Origin of the sequence: Actinoplanes auranticolor (assembly GCF_018332655.1) — a bacterium.
Lineage (GTDB): Bacteria > Actinomycetota > Actinomycetes > Mycobacteriales > Micromonosporaceae > Actinoplanes > Actinoplanes auranticolor.
In genome coordinates, this window is sequence record NZ_BOQL01000001.1 from 142,774 (window position 1) to 162,839 (window position 20,066).

Sequence of the window (20,066 nt, forward strand, 5' to 3'; positions counted from 1 at the left end):
CTAATGATCATTTAACCGGCGTCCTGGTGTGGTGGCTCCCGACCCGAGAGGAGCTGTGATGACCCACGGATACCGGATGCGGCTGATCGCCGTACCCCTGCTGCTCGTGACCGCGCTCAGCGGATGCGCCGCCGACAAGAAGGAGCAGCAGGTGGCTTCGGCCGGCGGCGGCGGCAAGCCGAGCGCGGGCGCGTCGGCGCCGGTCGACAACGCGGCCCTGGGCCGCAAGTTCGCCCAGTGCATGCGCACCGCCGGGATCGACATGCCCGACCCCGGCCCCGACGGGATGGCCGGGATGCCCGCCACGACCGTCGGCGACGCGGCCTCGGCCAAGAAGATGGATGCCGCCCTGGAGAAGTGCCGGGAGTTCCTGCCCAACGGCGGCGAGCGGCCCAAGGCCACCGCCGAGGATCTGGCCAAGGCCCGCGACTACGCCAAGTGCGTGCGGGAGAACGGCGTGCCCGGCTTCCCGGACCCGGACCCGGAGACCGGCGGGTTCAAGATGAAGGCGGGCGAGGACGACGACCTCGAGAAGCTGGCGGAGATCGGCGAGAAGTGCCCGCAGTTCGGCGCGGGAGTGATGCCGGGCATGGAGGTGAGCCGGTGACCCGCCGCACCGCCCTGGTGGTGATCGCCGCGGTGGCCACCCTGGGGGCGACCGGCGCGGCCGCGGTCGCTCTCGACGACGACCCGGACACCCCGCCGGCGGCCGCGGGGCCGGCGGCCACCACCACGGTACGGCGCCAGACGCTGGCCAAATCCGTCACCGTCGACGGTGATCTGGGCTACGGCACGCCCGTCCCGATGAAGTCCGCGGCCGGTGGCACCGTGACGTGGCTGCCCAAGCCGGGCCGCACCATCGAGCGCGGCGGCACCGTGCTGCGCGCCGACAACCGCCGGGTGGTGCTGCTCACCGGCGTCCTGCCGCTCTACCGGCCGCTGTCACCGGGCGTCGACGGCCCGGACGTCCTGCAGTTCGAACGCAACCTGCGCGAGCTGGGCTACGGGGGTTTCACCGTCGACGACGAGTACAGCGCGGCGACCGCCCGCGCGGTCCGCAGCTGGCAGAAGAAGCTCGGCCTGCCCCGGACCGGGACCGTCACCTCGTCGTGGGTGGTGGTGGCCACCGGCACCATCCGCGTCGCCGAGCACAAGGTCCGGGTCGGTGACCCCGCCACCGGCGAGGTGCTCACCTACACCGGCGCGGGCGCGGTCGTCACGGTCGACGCCGAGGCCGACGCCGCCGACTGGGCCCAGCCCGGCGCCGCCGTGTCGGTCACCCTGCCCAGCGGCAAGAAGAGTCCCGGCACGGTGACCCACGTGGGCGCCAAGGCGACCGCCGAGGAAGGAAAGGACCCCACGGTCCCGGTGACCATCAAGCTGCGCGACCCGAAGGCCGGCGGCGGCCTGCGCGAGGCCCCGGTCGAGGTCACCTACACCGGCCAGCAGCGCAAGAACGTGCTGAGCGTGCCGGTCGCGGCGCTGGTCGCGCTGGCCGAGGGCGGGTACGGCCTGCAGGTCGTCGAGGGCGGCGTGACCCGCTACCTGCCGGTCGAGGTCGGCATGTTCGCCGACGGACGCGCCGAGGTCAGCGGGGCCGGGCTGGCTGACGGGATGACCGTGGGGATGCCGGCATGATCCGGATGAGCGAGGTCGGCAAGACCTACCCCGGCGGCGTCGCGGCCCTGCGCTCGGTGTCGATGCACGTGGACGCGGGCGAACTGGTCGGCATCGTCGGCCCGTCCGGCTCGGGCAAGTCGACGATGTTGCACCTGCTCGGCGCCCTCGACCGGCCGTCCACCGGCACCGTGAGCATCGACGGCCACGACGTGGCGAGCCTGCCCGACCGGTCGCTGTCGGCGTTGCGGGCCCGCACCATCGGCTTCGTCTTCCAGCAGTTCCACCTGGCGCCCGGCGTGTCCGCCCTCGACAACGTCGCCGACGGCCTGCTCTACACCGGGGTACGCCGCCGCGAGCGCCGCCGCCGCGCCGCGGTCACCCTGCAACGCGTCGGCCTGGAGCACCGGGCCCACCACCGCCCGCACGAACTGTCCGGCGGGGAACGCCAGCGCGTGGCGATCGCCCGGGCGGTCGTCGGTGACCCGGCGGTGCTGCTCGCCGACGAGCCGACCGGCAATCTCGACTCCGTGGCCAGCGCGGGCGTGCTGGAGCTGCTGCGCTCGCTGCACGCCACCGGCACCACGGTCGTGCTGATCACCCACGACCGGGAGATAGCCGGGGGACTGCCGCGGTGCCTGCACATGCGCGACGGCCGGCTGGCGGCGGCATGACCGCGCGCCTGCGTCCCGCGCGCCTCGCCCCCGGCGACGTCGTCCGGGTCGGCGCCGCCGGCCTGCGGACCCGGCCGCTGCGGATCGTGCTGTCCGCGCTGGGCATCGCGATCGGCATCGCCGCGATGCTGGCCGTGGTCGGCATCTCGGCCTCCAGCCGCGCCGACCTCAACCGCACGCTGGACGCGCTGGGCACGAACCTGCTGACGGTGGCCCCGGGGGAGACCCTGGGCGGCGAGGAGGCGAAGCTGCCCGCCGCGTCACCGGCGATGGTGCGGCGTATCGCCCCGGTCGAGTCGGCCACCGCCACCGGCCGGCTGGAGGCGAAGGTCTACCGCAACGAGCACATCCCGTCCGGCGAGAGCGGCAGCATCGCCGTCCTGGCCGCTCAGCCGGACCTGCTCGGCACGGTCGGCGCCCGCCTGGCCGCCGGCCGCTGGCTCAGCGACGCCGCCGACGGCCCGGCGGTCGTGCTCGGCGCGGCCGCCGCCCACCGCCTCGGCATCACAGCACCCGGTCCGCGGGTGTGGCTGGGCGGGCAGTGGTTCGCCGTGGTCGGCATCCTGGGGCCGGTGCCGCTGGCCCCCGAGCTCGACTCGGGCGCGCTGATCGGCTGGTCGGCGGCTCAGCGGCTGCTGGCTTTCGACGGCTCACCGACCACGGTCTACACCCGCTCGGCGGAGTACTCGGTCGAGCAGGTCCGCCAGGTGCTGGCGGCGACGGTCAACCCCGAGGCCCCGAACGAGGTCAAGGTGTCGCGGCCCTCCGACGCGCTGGCCGCGGCCCGGGCCGCCGACAGCGCCCTCAACGGCCTGCTGCTCGGCCTGGGCGCGGTGGCCCTGGTCGTCGGCGGGGTGGGGGTGGCCAACACCATGGTCATCTCGGTGCTGGAGCGGCGGGCCGAGATCGGCCTGCGCCGGGCCCTGGGAGCCACCCGCGGCCAGATCCGGCTGCAATTCCTGTGTGAGTCGCTGCTGCTGGCCACCCTCGGCGGCGTCGCCGGGGTGCTGATCGGCGCCGCGGTCACCGCGGGCTACGCCGGGTACCGGTCGTGGTCGCCGGTCGTGCCGGGATGGGCGCTCGCCGGTGGTGTCGTGGCGACGATGCTGGTCGGCATGGTGGCCGGGCTGTATCCGGCGGCCCGCGCGGCGCGGCTGCCCCCGAGCCAGGCCCTGTCGCACTGACGCTGCTAACCGCCTCCGAGGCAGGGAACGGACAGCGGAACCACGATAGTGATGTCGTTCGTGCACGTGGGGGATTGCGAAGGAGTGGGCTTCCCGCCCGTCGATGCGGCCGGCGCCGGGGACTCTGTGGTGCGGTTCGGCTCGCTTCTCGGCGGCGGCGGGGTGGTCGGACCGGTGGTCGTCCGTGAGGGCTGGGACGGCGCCGGCCGACGCGATGTCCTCGTCGGGCGCGGTGTCGTCGACGGAGGTGGGGGACTGGTGGCAGTCGTGGAAGGCTCCGGCGACGGTTCAGCCGTTGGCGGCGTGCCGGGTGGCACTCCTTCGTGCTGGAAGATGCCTGGATCGCCCTGCCACCAGTCCCGGACCTTGTCATAGATCGGTTTGCTGAAAGTCGATAGAAGAATGGCTATGGCGAGAACGATGAGCAGCAGCCGCCAGCGCCGACACAGCGCCCCGAGAAAAATGCGGAAAGTCCGTAGGCGCAGCTTCCACATCGGTTGGCTGAGGATGGCCGCCGTGGTGCTTGGTGCGTCGTCGTGCGGACCCGGATGCGGCATGCTCCACCCCCAGGCGATGTGTGACGTACTGCCGGAGAGAAGAACGAGCGGCGGACGAAGTGGTTCTGTCCGCCGCGGATCAGCGCCTGCGCCAGATCCGCCGCCACAGCCGCTGCCACAACGAGCCGTTCCGCGCATCTCGCAGAAAGCCGTCCTCCGGAAGTTCGACACCGTCCTGGCTGCCCGTTCGGTCACCGAAGTACGCCTCGGTCAGCTTCCGCAGGTCCTTGCGGGAAACCGGCTCCGAGCCTTCGGTGTCCGAGCGTATGGCCAGTCGATTGCGAAACGCCCTCTGCACGATGGCCACCGCTGCCTGGAAGTGTTCCCTCCCCGGGGTCCAGAACGCACCGCGGGAGGTCCAGTGCCCTAGCCGGCCGTGGACATCGACGACCATCTTGGCGTAATGCTCCCGATCGCCCTCAGGGAGCCACACCGGGGCCGTGAGGCGGGCGAGCCGTTCCAGCTGCTCGGCTTTGTCGCTCTTGTTCGCGCGCCGATGGGTGACCAGGATGCCGATCAACAGCACCACGGGAGTCAGCACCGCAAGCCACACCGTCTCCACTACGTCGGCCTCCAGGTCAGGTAGCAATCCCCTAAATGCCCATTTTCAGGGCATCTGTCAGCCCTAACGATTGATCTTGGTGAAGGTGTGCACGGTCCTGGCCGGTTTTTCCCACCGACGTCGATGACCTTGCGGACCCGGCCAGCTACGGGCCGTACCATCGCGCCCCGGGAATCGCATATTGCGGTGAATCCGGATTGAACCGGGATGGTCATCGCACCCCGGGGTACTCACGCGCCTCGCATCCCGAGCCCCAGCCGGTCCACCCCCGGACCGATCCCCCGACAGGAGCGAGACCCGATGACCGAGCCGTCCGTCCCGGTGAGACAGGCCCCGGAGGGGCCGCAGTTGTCTCCCGAGGACATCGCAGCCGGCGACAAGTACGCCGACCTGCACGATCCCGGCCCCGGCGAGCAGTACGCCGGTGAGCCCGTCCCCGACCCGTGGGAGGAGACGTCCGATGGCGAGCTGGATCCTGGTGCCGTGCCTGGTAACCCTCAGGAGTGAGTTCAACGCGCTCGCGCCCGGGCGGGACAAGGCGAGTGACGGTTCCATCGGCGACACCGCCCACTCCCAGAGCTCGTCGGACCACAACCCCGACGAGACGGGCAGTACGCCGTACGAGGACGCCGACTCGATCAACGAGGTCCACGCCATCGACGTGGACAAGGACCTGCGCCGGTCCGGCTGGACGATGCTGAAGGCGGTGGAGATCATCGTCGTGCGGCACCGGCAGGGCCGCGACAACCGCCTGCAGAACGTGATCTACAACCGCCGCATCTGGTCCCGCGCATGGGGCTGGACGGCCCGCGCCTACACCGGGGCCAACGCCCACACCCAGCATGCGCACTTCTCCGCGCGCTACACGACCGCCCAGGAACGCGACACCCGGCCCTGGGGCCTACTGGAAGCCGAGGACGACGACATGGCCACGATCACCCAGTCCGACTTCAACGCCCGCATGGACGCTTGGTGGAACGCCCGGATGAGCCCGACCGCCCGCGACAACCCGCAGCGCAACGCCCTGCGGGTGGCGCCGTGGCAGCAGACCGTCGGCCGCACCGGCCGTACCACCCACGACGTGCTGTTCACCGACATGCACACCCTGCTGCGCCAGGCCGCCGAGGACAACCCGGAGCAGGTCGCTCAGCTGGTGGTGGCCGCGATGGACAACCAGGCCATCGCGGACGCGGTGGTCGCCGCCCTGGCCGACCCGCAGCGCTCCAGCGAGGAGACCGCGGCCACGCTGCGTACCGCCCTGGGTGACCGCGCCGGGGAGATCGGCCGCCTGCTCGCCGCCTGACGCGGCGCACCGGTCAGGGGGCTCGGCGCGCCGAGATGCCCGCCAGCACCGTCCCGACACAGAGGGCGGCGGCGCTGAGCCCCAGCGACCAGTGGATGCCCACGACCGCCCCGAACAGCCCGACCGTGACGCCGCTGCCGAAGCGCAACCCGTTGGCCGACATCCCGTAGACGCCGATGACCCGCCCACGGTCGGCCGGCGGGGCGAGCAGCTGCACCAGCGTCTGCCCGATCGACATCGAGGCCAGGTTGGCCACGCCGCCGACGACCAGCAGCAGCACCGACAGCGGATAGTTCGTCGAGACGGCGAACAGCAGGGTGCTCAGCCCGTAGACGCCCGTGCTGAACACGGCCGCGGCCACGGTCGGCCGCAGCCGCCCGGTGGCCTCGAGCAGGATGCCGCCGATCACCCCACCGGCGCCGTTGGCGAACAGCAGGATCCCGTACGCGGTCCCGGCGCTGCCCGCCCCCAGATCCTGCGCGAAGATCGGCATCGACGACTGCATCGAGGCGCCGACGAAGAACGACCCCAGCCCACCGAGCACGATCATGCTGACCAGCGTCCGATTGGCGCGGACCTCCCGCAGCACCCGCACGGAGTCGACGATGCCCATCCGCCGCCGCGGCCCCCGGTCGTCCCGGGTGTGACCGGTGAACCTGGTCCGGAACAGGAACACCGTCAGCGGCAGGTAGAACGCCACGTTGGCGAAGATCCCGGCGGTCGGGCCGAGTCCGAGCAGCAGAGCCGACCCGATCACCGGCCCGAAAAGCACACCCAAACTGCGGAAGGTCGCATTCAGCCGTACGGCGGACGGCAGGTCGTCGTCGCCCACGAAGTCGTGCAGCATCAGCTGCTCGGCGGGACCCCACAACGACCCGGCCAGCCCGTGCAGCACCAGCAGCACACACGCCGACCACACCTGCAGCGAATCGGTCAGGAACAGCACACCCCAGGCCACCGAGACCAGCGCGAACAGGGTCTGCGCGGCCTGGATCACCCGCCGGCAGTCGAACCGGTCGGCCAGCCCGCCGAAATACACGGAGAAGAAAAGAAAAGGCAGCCAATGGCTGATCACCTGAAAACCGGCCAGGGCCGGAGAATGGAAGGTCTCCCACAGCACCCAGTACGTGATGACGTGCTCGATGTTGTCGGCCATCATCGCCAGCGCGGCCCCGAACAGATAAGGACGCGCGTCCTTGTTCCGAAGAGCAGCAAACCTCCGCGGTACGACGGCAGCCGCCGGCGCGTGCGCGGGTACTCCGCAGGCGGCACACATGACAGACAGACCTCCCGCCGCGCAGCCTCCCCGAACCCCTCGTCGAACGCACCACGGGTGCCCCGCCGGGTGACCGGAATTACCCGTTGGCGCTGTGCCGGGCCGCTGTCTAGGGTCTGGTGATGCACCTGCTCGCCGTGACCGTCGAAGCCCCCGAACCGGCGCGGACGGCGCAGTTCTGGGCCGCCCTGCTCAACCGCGACGTCATCGACGATGCGGGCGCTCTGCTGGTGCCGGGCGACGACACCCAGATCGGCCTCCGCTTCGTGACGGGCCGCGCGGGCCGCCTCGGCGCGAGCCGCATGCACCTGCACCTGACCAGCGCGGACGTCGACGAGCAGCAGCAGACGGTGGCGACGGCGCTGAAGCTCGGTGGCCGCCACCTGGACGTCGGGCAGCAGCCGGAGGAGGAACACGTCGTCCTGGCCGACCCGGCGGGCTACCCGTTCTGCGTGATCGAGCCCGGTAATGCTTATCTGGCCGGGTGCGGGCCGTTAGGTGAGCTCACCTGTGAGGGCAGCCGTGAAGTGGGTCTGTTCTGGAGCAAGGTGCTGGGCTGGCCGCTGGTGTGGGACCAGGACGGCGAGACCGCCATCCAGTCACCCGGCGGCGGCACCAAGATCGCCTGGGCAGGCCCGCCCGTACCCCCGAAAACCGAACCGAACCGGCAGCGCTTCGACATCGTCACCGCCGACCGGCAAGCGGCGCTCGACGCCTTGATCTCCCTCGGCGCCACCCGGCTCGCGGCCGCTGAGAATGGCCCGGCCCTGCTGGCCGACCCCGACGGCAACGAGTTCAACGTCCGGCGAACCGGCCGCGTCTCTGATCGTTGACCCACCGCGGCGAGCTGACCTGCCGCCGGATCGTTCCTGGTATCCGGGCCGCCGAGGTCAGCCCTGACCCGGGCCGTCCTCCACCCTTGAGCGGGGCGGGCCGAGTAGCCGTTCCAGCAGCCGCGGCTCCCCGGGCCAAGCGGCCATCAACACCTCCCGGGGCACCTGCCGCCCCGCGTACCGCAAGGCCAGCGCGACCACCACGATGTCGTCCAGCGGCCCGATCACCGGAATGAACTCAGGAATCAGATCGATCGGACTCGCCACCCAGATCCCCGCGACAACGATCGCGATCCGGGCCCGCCGCGGCACCCGCGGATCCTTCCGCAATCGCCGCACGGTCGTCACACAGTCCGGAATGAAGGCAGCCAGATCCCGCAGAATCCCCGGCGGCAGCCGCCGCGCCAGAACAAGCAGCAACGCCCAGCTGCCCACAAGGCACACCAGCGCAATACCGAGCCCGATAAGCCAGCCCCGCAGGTCGGTCACCCCCGAACCCTACGGCGCCGAAGCCGCCATCGAGCCCCAGTCCCGCGGCCCGCGCGTCGCTGGAGCCGCCCCTGTCAGTCGCGGTGCCAGCGCAGCGGACCCGGATGCAAACTCCACCAGAGCCGCCGCCACCAAGACCTCTTGGCCCGCAGCGCCTCCGCATACGCGACCGCCTGCTGCCCGGCCCGCTCAGCCTGCTGCTCATCAGCCGCCCCCGGCGCGAAACCAACCGTGTTGACGGCCGCCACAAGCTCATCCAACGGCGGCATCTCATAACCGGCCGGCGGCGCGGCAGCCCGCACCAACCCGAGCCCATCACGATCGGGCGCATCCTCCGGCCGCCAGCCAACCGAAGCGGCATCAACCGCGACAGCACCGCCGCCGGCCTCCGACGTGGCCCCGGGCCCTCTTATGCCAGCTGTCGGGCCCGGACCCGCACCATCACCCTGCCCCGGTCCAGCCGTCACACCGACCTGCCGCGCACTGCGCCCGCCCATGCCTGCGCCCGGCATGCCGGAATCTCCGCCCGACCCGCTCGGGCCTCCAGCCGACCCGCCCAACTCCGCGCCTGACCTGTTCAGGCCCGCGCCCGACCCGCCCGCGCCGGACCCGCCCGCGCCCGACCCGCCCGCGCCCGACCCGCCCGCGCCCGACCCGCCCGGGCCCGTGCCCGACCCGTCCGACCCGACACGCAACCTCCCGAACCTCCAACCCTTCCGCTGCCGCGGCACCGGCGGCAACGCCGCAAAAGCCGCCGCCTCACTGGCCGCAAGATGCCCCGGCACCGGCCTCCCCGCCAACCGCAAAGCGTCCGTGAACTCCCACCAAGCCCCGGTGATCCGCTCATCCGGAGCCCCCACCCCGAGCCGCCGCTGCCGCAACCCCCGCCGCATCACCACCACAGTCGCCCCCGCCGCGATCACCAGAAGCAACACCGATCCCGAAGCCCCGGTAGCCACCCACACCCCGGAAGCCCCGCCGTCCCCGGCCACCGGCGCCTGAGCAACAACCGGCGGCGCCGAAGCACTGGGCGCCTCCGAAGCCGGCGGCGGCTCGGACGTAGGAGGCGGCGACGGCTTGGGCGTGAAGTCCTCCTCGACCGGCCGCGGCTGGTCACTCTTGGGCAGCGGATCGAACGCCACCCATCCCAACTCGTCGAACAGCACCTCCGGCCACGCAACGGCGTCGCCCCCGGTCACCGGGCCGCCGTTCTTGGGCACGTCGAAACCGACCACCACCCGCGCCGGCAGCCCGGTCAGCCGGGCCAGCAACGCGAACGACGCCGCGAACTGCTCGGAAGTCCCTCGCTGCCCGCCCTGGTTGCGCGGCCCGAACAGGAAGAACTGCAGATTCGGGTACGCATGCCCGCTCGGCGAGTCCGCGACCTTGCGGTAGTGCTCGGCCAGGAACTCCTCGATGGCCGCCGCCCGGTCGAAGGCACCGGCATTGCCGTCGGCGAGCTGTTCGGCCAGCCGCGTGACGTTGTCCGGAACCCCGGCACCGACGGTCAGGAAACGCGCCACCTCGTCACCGGTGGGGGAGTCCGCCGACGGAAGCAGGTTGAAATCCGGTTCCTGCGCCTGCGATGTGACCGTGTAACGAACCCCCGGCTTCAGACCCTCCGGGCTGATCAACGTGCCACTGGCCGGGTCGTACGCGACGCGTACCCCGTCCACGCCGGTCGGTGTCGGCACCACCGGCAGCAGCCGCCCGGTCAGCTCAGCCACCGTGATGTCCTGCGTGACCCGCCGCAACGGCACGTCGGGCAGCGCGGCCGCGGTCGGCAGCACCCGCCCGGCGTTGCGGTAGGTCGCCCCGACCCGCCACGTCACCCCGTCGTAGTCGGGCAGCACCGCCAGCCGCAACCGCACCGGCCCCGGGCCCGCAACGCCGGGACCGACCTCGAGCAGCTTCTGCTCCGGCGTCAGCGCCCACCCGGAGATCCGGTTCAACGGACTCTCGTCCAGGCTGTCCACCTGCGGCGGTTCGACGTACCGCCGGGGGTCGACCGGGGTCGCGGAGACCCGGCCGCCGACCCACGGCCCGACCACGACGATCAGCCCGAGCAGCACAACCAGCCCGGCGGCCGCCCCGGCCAGCGCCCGGCCGCGCACGGCCGCGCGGGTCTTCGGCGGTACGTCGGACAGCGCCGGCCCGCTCGCCGGCCGCGCACTGACCGCCAGCGCCACCGCCACGAGCCCGGCAAACAGCACCGTCGGCCACCCGGCAGTCCCAGCATTGGGCCCGACGACGTAGAGCGCGCCCCCGTACAGCGCAGCCGCGGGCACACACCCGAGCAGCACCCGCCCCGACCGCAACGCCACCTCGGCCCCGGCCAGCCCGGCCAGCCAAGCGGCAACAACGGGAACGACCACGGTGTCCGGCGTCGACTCCACCGGAATCATCGCGGTCAACAGCCGCGGAATCCCATTGACCAGCGCATCGGTGACGATCCCGGTCAGCGATCCGGCCATCTCAGCACGGTCCGCCGCCACCCGCAGAGCCCCGAGCGTGTACCCACCCAGCAACACCACCGACATCGGCGCGATCGTCCACGACGGCAACCGCCGCGCCGCCACACTGACCCCCACCGACCCGAGCGCCGCCCCGGCGACGAGCTGCGTCAGCAACGCATCGGCATAAATCCGCCCGAGCACCACCCCGGAAAGCCCGATCAAAATCACCAGAGCCACGGGTACGACCGCAGCCCGCAACCATCTACCCACCGCGAACCTCGTCCCCGGCGCCGGGCGCACACCACGGCCCCGCCCCATCGCCGTCGCCCGCGTTGCGGGTGAGTTCTGCCTCGACCGCGAGGCCGCGCCACCTCGTCCTGTGCCCTTCTCGGGCTTGCGGCGACCTGGCCCGGACAGCGACGTGCCGCCCCGCCACTACCATCCCCGCACCCCGTCCCAGGCGCCGGCGAACTGCACCCCGTCCTCGGCCTCGATGACGATGAGCCCACCACCGGCCGACACCGGCGCCGCATCCCGGTCACCGAACAGCCCGGCGATCACCACCGGATACGCCCCCCGCAACGCGGTCACCGCACCCAGATCGGTCCGCCCACCCGGCCCGGTCAGGTAGACCAGAGTGTCCCCGAGCCGGTTCTGCCGCAGACTGCGCAACGTCTGGCTGAGATCACCGGCCCGCAACTCGGCCTCCGTGAGCACATCGAGGAACGGCCCCTGCGCGATCCCGGACACCAGATGCAACGCAACCGGCAGATCCTCCCGCACCGCCGCCGCAACGATCGAAGCCGCAGCCTCACAACACGACTCGAACGAGTCCGCGGTCCCGTCACGAACATCGGGATGCGCCCCGGCCCGATCGTCGAGCAGCACGATGATGGTCGGCTCACTGGTGTCAAGCTGCTCCCGCACCATGAGCTCACCGACCTTGGCCGAACTGCGCCAGTGCACCCGCCGCAACTCGTCCCCGATGACGTACTCCCGCAACGAATCGAACGTGATGCTGCCCTGCGGCACCTTGTCGATCCGCCCGTCGAGACTGCGCGCCATACCCGCGGGAACGGCCCGCAACAGATGAATCCGCGGATGCACCCACACACTGGCGACGCCACCATAGGTCCGCGACAACGTCATGAGCCCGAGCGGATCGGTCCGCGTAACCCGCAAAGGCCCCACCGGCACCACACCCCGCCGCTGCGTAGGAACCGGATACTCCACGGTGGTGTCCCGCCCCGGCCGCAACCGCAGCAGCGGAACGGGCACACTCGCGGACCCGCACCGATCAGCGGCAACCAGATTCGCAGCCCGCACCTTGCTGGTGTTGTGCACGGTCAAAGTCATGGTGGCCGGCTCCCCCCGCGCCACCCGGTCCGGGTCGGCCACCCGCTCCACCCCGAGCCCGGGCCGCCACACGGCGAAGACGACCCCGCAGAGCACCGCGACAGCAGCAGCGGTACCCAGCAACGCCAGATCCGGATACCCGAACCTGAACCCGGCAACCAGCAACGCCAACGCAGCAACCAGAACGCCGGCCCCGCGCGCGGTGACCCCACCGAGCCGCCTCACGCCGACGCCGCCGCTACCGCCGGGCTCCGACTTCGCGAAACCGCAGGGTCTTGATGAGCTGAAGCCGCGACCCGCTCGCCCCGCGCAGGGCTCACCGGGCGCCGATAGCCGTCGCTGCGCTGCCGACTGGAACGCACCGGGTATCGTCGGCCGTCGCGCCGCCCCCGACCCGCTTCCGCCGGGCGCCAGCAGCCGTCACCGTGCTGTCCACTAGCCTCGGCCGGGCATTGGACTTGGTCACCGCGCTGTCGGCCTGAGCTTGCGGGGCACCGGCAGGCGTCGCGGCGCTGCCGGTCCGGGCTTGCCGGGTACTGATAGGCGTTGCGGCGCTGCCGGCCCGTGCCCGCCGCGCTCCGGCAGACGTCACCGCCGCATCGACCGGATCTGCGCTCGATACCGGCGCTCATGCCCCGACGCGCTGGTTGTCCGGCAGCGGCACCGGCACCGACCGCACCGCGTCATCCAGCACCTCAACCGCCGTGACCCCGCGCAGCTGAGCATCCGGCGACAGCAGCACCCGGTGCGCGAACACCGGCCCGATCAGCGCCTTGAAGTCCTCTGGCAGCACATACCCGCGCCCGTTGATCAGCGCGTACGCCGACGCCGCCCGGGTCAGCGCGATCACCCCACGCGGGCTCACCCCGACCCGGACCTGCGGGTGGTCACGGGTCGCGGCGGCAAGCCGGACCGCGTACGTGTAGAGCGGGTCAGCGATGTGCACCCGCAGCGCCATCCGCACCATCTCGCCGACCGTGGCCGTGTCGGTGACCGGTTCCAGCGCGTCGGGGGAGCGCAGCGCCGCCCCGCGCAGCACCTCGACCTCGACGTCCTCGGCGGGATAGCCGACCGACAGCTTGACCAGGAACCGGTCGAGCTGGGCCTCCGGCAGCCGGTAGGTGCCGTCCATCTCGACCGGGTTCTGCGTGGCCACCACCAGGAACGGCTGCGGGACCGGGTGCGGCACGCCGTCGACGGTGACCCGGCGCTCCTCCATGACCTCCAGCAGGGCCGACTGGGTCTTGGGGGAGGCGCGGTTGATCTCGTCGGCGATGACGATGTTGGCGAACACCGGGCCGGGGTGGAACTCGAAGCCGCGGCTGGCCTGGTTGAAGATCGTCACGCCGGAGACGTCTGAGGGCAGCAGGTCGGGGGTGAACTGGATGCGCCGCCACTGACCGCGGACGGCGGCGGCGATGGCCCGGGCCAGCGTGGTCTTGCCGACGCCGGGCACGTCCTCCAACAGCACGTGCCCCTGGGCGAAGAACGCCGTGAGCGCGAGCCGGACGACCTCGGGCTTGCCCAGCACAACCGTGCCGATGCGGTCGGCGAGCTGCGCCGCGACGGCGGCGAAGCCCTGGATGTGCTGGTGCGGCAGGGGTTCGTTGCTCACTGGGGTTCCTCAGCAGGTGGGCAGATCGTTGATGTCGTCGCCGCCGTCGAGGTTGAGCCAGGCGAACGGGATGTAGTTCTTACCTTCGTACTTGACCTGGACCCACCAGTCCGACTCCTTGTGGTTGTTGTAGATGTAGGAGTCGATGCTCGTGCCCTTCTTCTTGCAGTACGCCTCCAGCCGGGTGCCGGGCTTGGCCCAGCCGACCTGGTTGCTCTGCTGGGAGGTGCTGGCGAAGATCTCGTTGCCGTTGCGGCCGTCGCGGTCCCGGTCGCAGTAGGTCGCGGTCTCGCCGTTCTCGCCGTTCTTGCAGGTGGCGGTGCCGAACAGCGCGTCGGTCGCCTGGTTGCGGGTGCGGGCGTCGCTAGTGCCGGCAGCGGTCTTGGCGGTCACCGTGAGCGTGTAGCTGGTGCTCGGCTTCAGACCGGCCACCTTGAGGCTCGAGCAGCTGCCGGAAGCGGAGCCGCCGCCGTTGGAGGTCTTGACCGAGCAGGTGGCCTGGGCCCCGCCGGCGTTCACGCTGAACGTGACGGTGGCCGTGTTGAAGGTCGCCGAGGAGCCGGTGATCGTCACAACCGGCTTGGGCAGGGTCTTCGCGGTGGCGGTCGCCGCCTCGCTCTCGCCGGCCTCGTTGACCGCGCGGACCTCGACCGAGACGTTCTCGCCGGTGCCGAAGCCGTTGAGGGTCGCGCCGGTGCCGTCGCTGACCTCGGTGGTCTTGCCGCCGGCGGCGACCACGTACTTGGTGATCGCCCGGCCGTTCTCCGCGGGCGCGGTCCAGGTGACCTGGATGGTGCCGGCCTTGTCGCTGACGGTGGCCGCGTCGATGTTCTCCGGCCGGTCCGGCTTGGTGAACGGGACGATGCTGTTGCTGATCGGCGACGCCTTCGAGCCGGCGCCACGCTCGTTGATCGCGACGACCGTGAACGCGTACTGCTTGCCGTACTCCAGCTCGCCGTCCTTGATGGTCATGGACGTCTCGCCCTTGACCTCGCCGAGCGGGGCGGAGGTGCCGTCGCTGACCGCTGTCACCGCGTACCGCTCGATGTCGAGGCCCTGGCCGTTGGCGGCCGGCCAGCTGACGCTGACCGTGCCGTCGGGTTTGGCTTCGGCGGTGGCGGCCGTGGGCGCGTCGGGGACCTCGGCGGTCGGGCGCACCGCGTTGCTGGTGCGGGAAGGGCCGTCGCCCTTCTTGTTGACCGCATGGACGGAGAACTTGTACGTCTCGCCGTTGGTCAGGCCGGTGACGTTCAGCGAGCGCTGGTTGGCGCCGACCTGGAACGTCTTGTCCGCGCCCTCGACCACGTACCGGGTGATCTCGGCGCCGTTCGACGGAGCGGCCTGCCAGGAGACGCGGGCCTCGGCGTTGCCGGCGGCGGCGCGCACGTTGCGCGGCGCGCCCGGCTCGCTGACCGGAGGCTTCTTCGGCTTCTGCGGGGGCGGCGGCGGGTCCGGCGGGGTGGGCGGCGGGTCGCCACCGAGGACGTCGTCGGCGTACTTGTCGACGACGCGGACCTGGTGGGCGTTGTCGACGACGCGGGCGGTGGAGGAGCCGGGGGCGTTGATGAACAGGTAGTTCTCGCGGACCTCGAGCTCGAGCGGGCCACCGGCCTGCTTGAAGCCGATGCTCTTCTGGGCCCGCCCGTTGGCGTCGAAGACGTGCACGGTGCCGGTGGACTCGTCGGCGACGTAGAAGAAGCCCTCCCAGGCGACGGCGGCCTGCAGCTCACCGCCGTCACCGGGCACGACGAAGTCGGCGACGCCACCGTTCTCGGGCACCGCGTACACGTGGCGGGCGTCGGGGACGGTGACCGGCACGACCGCGCCGTCGGTGTGCTCGGGCAGCGTGCCCGGGCCGCTGAGCGGCAGGACCTGGCTGGTGCGGGCGTCGCCGCGGAAGGTGGTGAGGGTGTTGGTGGTGCGGTCGAGGACCGCGACGCCGTTCTCCAGGGTGGAGAGGGTCAGGTCGTGGCTGGGCGTGGCCACGGTCTCAGTGCGGATCTGCACGGGGCCGGCCTGGCCGCCGGTGCCGCCGGTGGCGGAGCTGTCGGGCAGGGGAGCGGCGGTGATCGCGGACACGGTGCCCTCGCTGGGCACGGCGATCCACAGCCGGCCCTCGCCGTCGAAGACGCCGCCGGTGATGCCGGGCGGATAGCGCAGCGACTCGCCGATGGGGGTGAGCGTGCGCGGGTCGAGCTGGCGCACCTCGCCCTGGACGGCGTCGATGACGAACGCGGCGTCCTCGTGCAGAGCGACGCTGACGCCGATACCGGCGGTCATGGGCGGGCCGACGAAGATCTGCAGGGAGGTGAGATCCATCGAGCTGATGACGCCGGTCTGCTGGTCGCGCAGCAGCACGAAGCGGTCGTTCTGCGAGATCTGGACCTGGTGGCCGCGGGCCTGGGGAACATTGACGCGAGTGTCGACGCGGGCGGTGACGCCGTTGATGCGGGCGGCCTCGCTCTTGGTCTTGCTCCACACCCAGGAGGCGGCGTCGTAGCTGGCAACGGCCTGATCAGCGGCGCCCAGGCCGAGGACGGTGAGTCCCAGGCCCGCGACGAGGCTCAGGACAGTGCCCAGGGTGACGAGACCACCACGACTGCGCCACAAGCGCCTGCGCTGGCCGATCACGACATCTGCACTGGCCACAGCCTGCCTACCTCCCCGTTTGCCGGCGGCGCCCCGTTCAGGACGCAGGCCATCATAGGGGGACGGCGGTCGGTGTGGACACCCGGCGAGTCACGGTTGTGGATAGTGATGATCGCCGAGAGTGATCATCATTTGCCGGGCGACGGTGTGGCCGAGCCGCCGACCCGGCTGGTGCAGATCTGCGGCGAGGTGGAGAACTGGCTGGTGGTGTAGACAGCCACGACCGCGAAGCAATAGTCCAGGTCAGCGTTGAGTCCATTGAGATCGAAGGTGGTCGTGGTGGGCCCGACCTGACCCATCGGCCGCAGCTGTTCCCCTGGCTTGCCACCGGTGACGACGAACGAGGCCTTGCCGTTGGCGGGATCAGCCCAGAACAACTTGACCGACGATCCGTAGTCACGCATGCGCACATCGCTAGGAGCGGGGCCGGCGAGAGTTGGCACATCAGAGGCCGGATCGTCACCGCGGTTGGCCAGAACGACCACCAGCGCGACCACGGCGATGATCACCCCGAAGACCGCGGCGATCGCCGCGAAAATCGCCGGAGCCTTCCGGGAGTACGAGGAATCGTCGGTGCTCGCCGGGACGGCTGAGGTGATCGGTGGCGCGGAGATGATCTGTGGCATGGGCTGCTGGTCGAAGCGGCTCTGCTGGAAGTAACCGGACTCAGGCTGATAGCCGTGGCCAGGGAGATCGGTCGCGGCAGGCGGCGGTCCAGGCTGCGCAAAAGCCGGGGGTACGCCGGGAGCGCGGCTCGGCGTGGCATGCGGCGCTGGCACCGGGCCGTAGCTGGGCGGAGCCGGCTGTGCCGCAGGGCTCTGGTCGTAGTTGAGGGGCGCCGGCTGTGACGCGGCGGCCTGGTCGTAGCTGTGGAAGGGCGGTGCCGACGCGGAGCCGGCGGACTGGCCGTAGCTCGCCGGTGCCGGCTGCCCGTAGGCGTGATCCGCTTGGGACGGGCTCTGGTCGGGTTCGGGGAAGTAGCGGGGCGGGGGCTCGACCGCAGGCTGCTGCGGGCGTACCAGCGCTTGGTGGTCTCGGGGTGCCTCCCGCTGCGGCGGGATCTGGAAGCGTTGCAGCTGCTCGGCGGGCAGCTCCATCCGTACCGTCGGCGGGTCTTCCCCCAGGTAGGAGCGCGCGCGGACGACGGCCCAGTGGTCCGCGCCGAGCACGGCCGGGCCGTGCGCGGCCACCCGGCCGAACGCGCGCCGGGCCTCGTGCCGGTTCTCCATCTCCTCAGCGACCACGCCCAGATCGAAGGAGATCCCCAGCATGACCGGGTCGGTGTCCCCGAGCCGCCACTGCCCGGCCGCGTACGCCTCCTCCAGCACCCGCCGCGCCCCGGACGGATCATCGGCACGCTGATGCACGGTCGCGAGCTGCTGGGCGGTAAGCAGGACGTCCGGATCATCCTCACCGAGATTGGCCCGCCCCAGATCAACGGCATGCTCGAGCACAGCACGCGCCTGGCCAAGATCGCCCGAATCGGCGAGGGCCTGCGCACGCTGCCGGGCGGCGAGAAGCGGGGACGGCTGAGACACGCAGGCCATGCTGCCCCCTGCCGTGCGGCGACGCCAGTACGCATGGACGCGCTGTCCCGATATGCCCGGTCCAGGGGTGGCGTGTGAGGGGGCCGGAGGGGCGTGTATATTTCTCTCCTGTGCAGCCCGCCGGGCGGCCACTTGCGGATGCGAACCGCAGGTCGAACCGGTTACGCTGTGCTCACCTTGTCCGGGTGGCGGAATGGCAGACGCGCTAGCTTGAGGTGCTAGTGTCCTTTATCGGACGTGGGGGTTCAAGTCCCCCCTCGGACACTCCTGCGCAGCATCCCTGCGTTACCAGATGTACGTGTGGTCAAGCGCGCTTGATCACCAAATCTCAGCTCTTACGACACCCTCGAATGCCGCTGTTCCGGCTCGGGGGTGTTCGTCATGAGCGGACCGTCTCAGCCGCCGGTGATCCCCGCGGTCGTTCTGGCAGATCGGCCGGATCCGCCTCGGTGGCGGCCGCCATCCAGGCCAGCCGTCCGCCGGCCGCTGCCTTTGGCGAAGCTGTCGGAAAAGCGTGCCGGTACGGCCGTTTATGGCGTGAGTACGTTGGACGCGAGCGGGCGGATTGCCGACCGTGTGATCATGCGGGCGTTGGGTTGGGCGACCGGCTTTCGCCTCGACATTCGCGAGAGTAAGGGTCTGACGGTCGTTGCTGCCGACGACAACGGTCTGTTCCGTGTAACGGAGCAGGGCAATGTTCACCTGCCTGCCGCCGTTAGGCACTGGTGCCGGCTAGGGCCAGGTGATCGGGTGCTGCTGGTCGCCTATCCGGCTGCGGGCCTGCTGGTGGTTCACAGTCCGGCCTCGCTCGATGCCCTGGTCGACGCCATCCACGCCCAGGCGCTCAGTGGTGAGCAGTCATGAGTGGGTCGGGTCTTGATGAGGCGGCGGTGGAGGCCGCCCGGCTGTTGTTGTCGCGGATGGGTATCTCGCCGCATGATCTGGTCGCCTCAGCTCCGGTGCGTCCGCTTGCGCCGACGTTCGCCGAGTATGTGCCGGTCGTGCTGGCGGCGGCGACGCCGGGTTCGAAGAAGGCGTACGGGACGTACTGGAACCGGGCTGTCGAACGGTGGGGGACGCGTCGCCTGGATGAGGTGACCCCATCGGACATCGAGCACTTCATCGTGGCTATCAAGGCCAACGCGGTGCAGCGCCGTAACGGCCGTGGTGGTCGTAGTGCGGCTGAGCATGTGGTCGCGGCGTTGCGGTGTCTGTATCGGCGTGCGGTCGCTGATGGGCTGATCGCCGAGTCGGATAATCCGGCGGCCAAGGTTGCCAAGCCGCGGCGGTTGTCCAGCACCCGCCGGGCTGTTCCGGATGCCCGGTTGGCGGAGATCAACGACGTGGTCGCGACGACCGGGGATGATCCCGCGTTGGACAGTCTGCTGATCCGGTTGCACACCGAGACGGCGTGCCGTCGTGGGGGAGCGCTGGCACTGCGTCCGATCGACTTGGATCAGGATCAGTGCCTGGTGTTGCTGCATGAGAAGGGTGGTTCGGTGCGGTGGCAGCCGGTGTCGCCGACGCTGATGGGGTACCTGCATCAGCACGCCGCCGAGCGCGGTGCACCACCCGCGGGGCAGCTGTTGCGGTACCGCGGCGGCCAGCCGATCACGTACCGGCGTTACGACCATCTGTGGGTCCGGGTCGGCCAGCAGTTGCCGTGGGCCGCGAGTCAGCAGATCAGCACCCACTGGCTGCGGCACACTACCTTGACGTGGGTGGAACGCAACTTCGGCTACGCCGTGGCGCGTGCCTACGCCGGTCACGCCGAGGGCGGGGGCAGCGATGTAGGCGCCACCGCCGGCTACGTGAAGGCAAGCCTGCAAGAAATCGCCGAAGCGCTGGCGACCTTGACCGGTGAACTCCATCCGTTGTGTCCCGCTCGGGAGTAGATAGCCGAAGCTCGAGTCAGGCCTAGTTCCTAAGAACTCCTAACGCGATCTCT

The 20,066-nt window shown here is 71.0% G+C and carries 17 protein-coding genes and 1 tRNA gene; 10 read left to right on the forward strand and 8 right to left on the reverse strand.

Going from position 1 to position 20,066, the window contains the following annotated elements; genetic code table 11:
* The first annotated feature begins 58 nt into the window (after window positions 1-58).
* Genes Aau02nite_RS00660 through Aau02nite_RS00675 form a run of 4 tightly spaced genes read left to right on the forward strand, consistent with a single transcriptional unit; the run spans window position 59 to window position 3,475 of the window.
* Window positions 59-607: a hypothetical protein gene (locus tag Aau02nite_RS00660; RefSeq protein ID WP_212986292.1), complete on the forward strand. Its 549-nt coding sequence runs from the start codon at window positions 59-61 to the stop codon at window positions 605-607.
* Window positions 604-1,638 (forward strand): peptidoglycan-binding protein, encoded by a 1,035-nt coding sequence (locus Aau02nite_RS00665; RefSeq protein WP_212986293.1) that lies wholly within the window; start codon window positions 604-606, stop codon window positions 1,636-1,638. Before Aau02nite_RS00660 ends, Aau02nite_RS00665 begins: the two co-directional genes overlap by 4 nt.
* The gene (locus tag Aau02nite_RS00670) at window positions 1,635-2,291 is read left to right on the forward strand and encodes an ABC transporter ATP-binding protein (protein WP_212986294.1); all 657 of its coding nucleotides are present in this window, start codon (window positions 1,635-1,637) and stop codon (window positions 2,289-2,291) included. The genes Aau02nite_RS00665 and Aau02nite_RS00670 overlap by 4 nt, the downstream gene beginning before the upstream one ends.
* Window positions 2,288-3,475, forward strand: a complete 1,188-nt coding sequence (locus Aau02nite_RS00675; protein WP_212986295.1) for an ABC transporter permease — start codon at window positions 2,288-2,290, stop codon at window positions 3,473-3,475. The genes Aau02nite_RS00670 and Aau02nite_RS00675 overlap by 4 nt, the downstream gene beginning before the upstream one ends.
* 636 nt (window positions 3,476-4,111) lie before the next feature.
* Here the strand turns inward: Aau02nite_RS00675 and Aau02nite_RS00680 are convergent.
* Window positions 4,112-4,594, reverse strand: a complete 483-nt coding sequence (locus tag Aau02nite_RS00680) for a hypothetical protein (RefSeq protein ID WP_212986296.1) — start codon at window positions 4,592-4,594, stop codon at window positions 4,112-4,114.
* Between the two features lie 300 nt (window positions 4,595-4,894).
* On the opposite strand from Aau02nite_RS00680, the gene Aau02nite_RS00685 reads away from it, so the two are divergent.
* A complete protein-coding gene (locus Aau02nite_RS00685) occupies window positions 4,895-5,101 on the forward strand; it encodes a hypothetical protein (protein WP_212986297.1) in 207 nt (68 codons plus the stop codon).
* Entirely contained in the window at window positions 5,055-5,897 is an 843-nt protein-coding gene (locus Aau02nite_RS00690; RefSeq protein WP_212986298.1) for a hypothetical protein, read from the forward strand. Before Aau02nite_RS00685 ends, Aau02nite_RS00690 begins: the two co-directional genes overlap by 47 nt.
* Window positions 5,898-5,910: 13 nt before the next feature.
* Here the strand turns inward: Aau02nite_RS00690 and Aau02nite_RS00695 are convergent, their stop codons facing one another.
* On the reverse strand, window positions 5,911-7,173 hold the full coding sequence (locus Aau02nite_RS00695; protein WP_212986299.1) for an MFS transporter: 1,263 nt from the start codon (window positions 7,171-7,173) through the stop codon (window positions 5,911-5,913).
* A gap of 122 nt (window positions 7,174-7,295) precedes the next feature.
* On the opposite strand from Aau02nite_RS00695, the gene Aau02nite_RS00700 reads away from it, so the two are divergent.
* Entirely contained in the window at window positions 7,296-8,006 is a 711-nt protein-coding gene (locus Aau02nite_RS00700; protein ID WP_212986300.1) for a VOC family protein, read from the forward strand.
* Between the two features lie 57 nt (window positions 8,007-8,063).
* On the opposite strand, the gene Aau02nite_RS00705 is transcribed toward Aau02nite_RS00700, so the two are convergent.
* The 6 genes from Aau02nite_RS00705 to Aau02nite_RS00730 all read right to left on the reverse strand — a co-directional run bounded on the left by Aau02nite_RS00705 (window position 8,064) and on the right by Aau02nite_RS00730 (window position 18,109).
* On the reverse strand, window positions 8,064-8,486 hold the full coding sequence (locus Aau02nite_RS00705; protein ID WP_212986321.1) for a YkvA family protein: 423 nt from the start codon (window positions 8,484-8,486) through the stop codon (window positions 8,064-8,066).
* Between the two features lie 83 nt (window positions 8,487-8,569).
* Window positions 8,570-11,188, reverse strand: coding sequence for a transglutaminase TgpA family protein (locus tag Aau02nite_RS00710; protein WP_438841081.1), 2,619 nt, complete (start codon window positions 11,186-11,188; stop codon window positions 8,570-8,572).
* 198 nt (window positions 11,189-11,386) lie between these two features.
* A complete protein-coding gene (locus Aau02nite_RS00715; RefSeq protein WP_212986302.1) occupies window positions 11,387-12,532 on the reverse strand; it encodes a DUF58 domain-containing protein in 1,146 nt (381 codons plus the stop codon).
* A gap of 403 nt (window positions 12,533-12,935) precedes the next feature.
* The gene (locus tag Aau02nite_RS00720; RefSeq protein ID WP_212986303.1) at window positions 12,936-13,922 is read right to left on the reverse strand and encodes an AAA family ATPase; all 987 of its coding nucleotides are present in this window, start codon (window positions 13,920-13,922) and stop codon (window positions 12,936-12,938) included.
* Between the two features lie 9 nt (window positions 13,923-13,931).
* Complete coding sequence (locus Aau02nite_RS00725; RefSeq protein ID WP_212986304.1) at window positions 13,932-16,571, reverse strand: fibronectin type III domain-containing protein; 2,640 nt, start codon at window positions 16,569-16,571, stop codon at window positions 13,932-13,934.
* A 128-nt stretch (window positions 16,572-16,699) separates the two neighbouring features.
* The gene (locus tag Aau02nite_RS00730; protein ID WP_212986305.1) at window positions 16,700-18,109 is read right to left on the reverse strand and encodes a fibronectin type III domain-containing protein; all 1,410 of its coding nucleotides are present in this window, start codon (window positions 18,107-18,109) and stop codon (window positions 16,700-16,702) included.
* A gap of 188 nt (window positions 18,110-18,297) precedes the next feature.
* On the opposite strand from Aau02nite_RS00730, the gene Aau02nite_RS00735 reads away from it, so the two are divergent.
* The 3 genes from Aau02nite_RS00735 to Aau02nite_RS00745 all read left to right on the forward strand — a co-directional run bounded on the left by Aau02nite_RS00735 (window position 18,298) and on the right by Aau02nite_RS00745 (window position 20,013).
* Window positions 18,298-18,382: transfer RNA gene (locus Aau02nite_RS00735), tRNA-Leu, on the forward strand.
* A 273-nt stretch (window positions 18,383-18,655) separates the two neighbouring features.
* A complete protein-coding gene (locus Aau02nite_RS00740; protein ID WP_246594797.1) occupies window positions 18,656-18,982 on the forward strand; it encodes an AbrB/MazE/SpoVT family DNA-binding domain-containing protein in 327 nt (108 codons plus the stop codon).
* Window positions 18,979-20,013, forward strand: a complete 1,035-nt coding sequence (locus tag Aau02nite_RS00745; protein WP_246594798.1) for a tyrosine-type recombinase/integrase — start codon at window positions 18,979-18,981, stop codon at window positions 20,011-20,013. The genes Aau02nite_RS00740 and Aau02nite_RS00745 overlap by 4 nt, the downstream gene beginning before the upstream one ends.
* Window positions 20,014-20,066: the final 53 nt, after the last annotated feature.

Bases quoted from the DNA above. Each gene is read 5' to 3' on its own strand.
- Aau02nite_RS00660 (WP_212986292.1), top strand. From the start codon at position 59: ATGACCCACGGATACCGGATGCGGCTGATCGCCGTACCCCTGCTGCTC.
- Aau02nite_RS00670 (WP_212986294.1), top strand. From the start codon at position 1,635: ATGATCCGGATGAGCGAGGTCGGCAAGACCTACCCCGGCGGCGTCGCG.
- Aau02nite_RS00675 (WP_212986295.1), top strand. From the start codon at position 2,288: ATGACCGCGCGCCTGCGTCCCGCGCGCCTCGCCCCCGGCGACGTCGTC.
- Aau02nite_RS00685 (WP_212986297.1), top strand. From the start codon at position 4,895: ATGACCGAGCCGTCCGTCCCGGTGAGACAGGCCCCGGAGGGGCCGCAG.
- Aau02nite_RS00690 (WP_212986298.1), top strand. From the start codon at position 5,055: ATGGCGAGCTGGATCCTGGTGCCGTGCCTGGTAACCCTCAGGAGTGAG.
- Aau02nite_RS00695 (WP_212986299.1), bottom strand. From the start codon at position 7,173: ATGTGTGCCGCCTGCGGAGTACCCGCGCACGCGCCGGCGGCTGCCGTC.
- Aau02nite_RS00700 (WP_212986300.1), top strand. From the start codon at position 7,296: ATGCACCTGCTCGCCGTGACCGTCGAAGCCCCCGAACCGGCGCGGACG.
- Aau02nite_RS00745 (WP_246594798.1), top strand. From the start codon at position 18,979: ATGAGTGGGTCGGGTCTTGATGAGGCGGCGGTGGAGGCCGCCCGGCTG.